The organism is Methylopila musalis, assembly GCF_042679725.1.
GTDB lineage: Bacteria > Pseudomonadota > Alphaproteobacteria > Rhizobiales > Methylopilaceae > Methylopila > Methylopila musalis.
Map to the genome: position 1 here is coordinate 1 of NZ_JBHTMX010000316.1, position 2,077 is coordinate 2,077.

Below are 2,077 nucleotides of genomic sequence, written 5' to 3' on the forward strand. Positions count from 1 at the left end.
CGATGAACATACATGAGTATCAGGCGAAGGCGCTTTTGCGTCGTTTTGGGGCGCCTGTTCCGGACGGGCATGCGGTTCTGAAGGCTGAGGATTTTGAGGCTGCGGCGGGGTCTCTGCCGGGTCCGGTGTGGGTCGTGAAGTCCCAGATCCACGCGGGCGGCCGCGGCAAGGGCCGGTTCGTGGAGGCGGAGGCGGGCGAGCTCGGCGGCGTGCGGCTGGCGAAGTCGGTCGCGGAGGCGAAGGGCTTTGTGGAGCAGATGCTCGGCCGGACGCTGGTGACCAAGCAGACCGGCCCGTCGGGCAAGCAGGTGAACCGTCTCTACGTGGAGGAAGGCTCCGCGATCGAGAAGGAGTTCTACCTGTCGGCGCTGGTGGACCGCGAGAGCGGCTGGGTGGCGTTCGTGGCCTCCACCGAGGGCGGCATGGACATCGAGGAGGTGGCGCACGCGACCCCTGAGAAGATCCACACCCTGACGATCGACCCGGTGACGGGGGTGCAGCCCCATCACGGTCGGACGCTGTCGAAGGCGCTCGGGCTCTCCGGCGATCTGGCGAAGCAGGCGTCGGACCTGATCGGCAAGCTCTACGAGGCCTTCACCTCGCTCGACATGGCGATGCTGGAGATCAACCCGCTGATCGTGACCAAGGACGGCAAGCTGCGCTGCCTGGACGCGAAGGTGTCGTTCGATTCGAACGCGCTCTACCGCCATCCGGAGCTGGCCGAGCTTCGGGACCTGACGGAGGAGGACGACAAGGAGATCGAGGCGTCGAAGCACGATCTGGCCTACATCGCGCTGGACGGCACGATCGGCTGCATGGTGAACGGCGCGGGTCTGGCGATGGCGACGCTCGACATCATCAAGCTCTACGGCGAGGAGCCGGCGAACTTCCTGGACGTGGGCGGCGGCGCTTCGGAAGAGAAGGTGACGGCGGCGTTCAAGATCATCACGGCGGACCCGAACGTTCAGGGCATCCTCGTGAACATCTTCGGCGGGATCATGAAGTGCGACGTGATCGCGCGCGGCGTGATCGCGGCGGTGCGGGCGGTCGGGCTTCAGGTGCCGCTGGTGGTGCGGCTTGAGGGCACGAACGTGGAAGAGGGCAAGCGGATCATCGCGGAGAGCGGTCTGAACGTTCTGCCGGCGGACGATCTGGACGACGCGGCGCAGAAGATCGTCGCGGCCGTGAAGAAGGGAGCCTGAGCGATGTCGGTTCTGATCGACGCGAACACGAAGCTGATCGTGCAGGGCTTCACGGGCAAGAACGGGACGTTCCATTCGACGCAGGCGCTGGCCTACGGGACGAAGGTCGTGGGCGGCGTTGCGCCGGGCAAGGGCGGTCAGACGCATCTCGACCTGCCGGTGTTCGACACGGTGGTCGAGGCGCGCGAGGCGACGGGGGCGGACGCGTCGGTGGTCTACGTGCCGCCGGCGGGGGCGGCCGACGCGATCCTCGAGGCGATCGCGGCGGAGATCCCGCTGGTGGTGTGCATCACCGAGGGCGTGCCGGTGCTCGACATGGTGCGGGTGAAGCGTGCGCTCGCGGGGTCGAAGACGCGGCTGATCGGGCCGAACTGCCCGGGCGTGGTGACGGCGGGCGAGTCGAAGATCGGCATCATGCCGGGCAACATCTTCTCGCGCGGCACGGTCGGCGTTGTGTCGCGCTCGGGCACGCTGACCTATGAGGCGGTGTTCCAGACGACGCAGGAGGGCCTCGGCCAGACGACGGCGGTGGGCATCGGCGGCGACCCCGTGAAGGGGACGGAGTTCATCGACGTGCTGGAGATGTTCCTGGCCGACGACCGGACGGAGCAGATCGTGATGATCGGCGAGATCGGCGGCTCGGCGGAGGAGGACGCGGCGCAGTTCCTGAAGGACGAGGCGAAGCGCGGGCGTTCGAAGCCGACGGTCGGGTTCATCGCGGGCCGCACGGCGCCTCCGGGCCGCCGGATGGGCCATGCGGGCGCGATCATCTCGGGCGGCAAGGGCGGAGCGGAAGACAAGATCGCCGCGCTGGAAGACGCCGGCGTCCGCGTCTCCCCATCCCCCGCGCGCCTCGGAAAAACGCTCGTCGAACT

Annotated in this window: 2 protein-coding genes; both read left to right on the forward strand. The window is 68.0% G+C overall.

Annotated elements, in window-relative coordinates; genetic code table 11:
* Positions 1-2 precede the first annotated feature (2 nt).
* Positions 3-1,202 carry an ADP-forming succinate--CoA ligase subunit beta gene (sucC, locus tag ACFQ4O_RS17135; protein WP_378777538.1) on the forward strand — a complete coding sequence of 400 codons (1,200 nt, stop codon included), beginning with the start codon at positions 3-5 and terminating at the stop codon, positions 1,200-1,202.
* 3 nt (positions 1,203-1,205) lie between these two features.
* Positions 1,206-2,077, forward strand: an 872-nt coding sequence (sucD, locus tag ACFQ4O_RS17140) for a succinate--CoA ligase subunit alpha (protein WP_378777541.1), incomplete at its 3' end; no start/stop codon positions are given.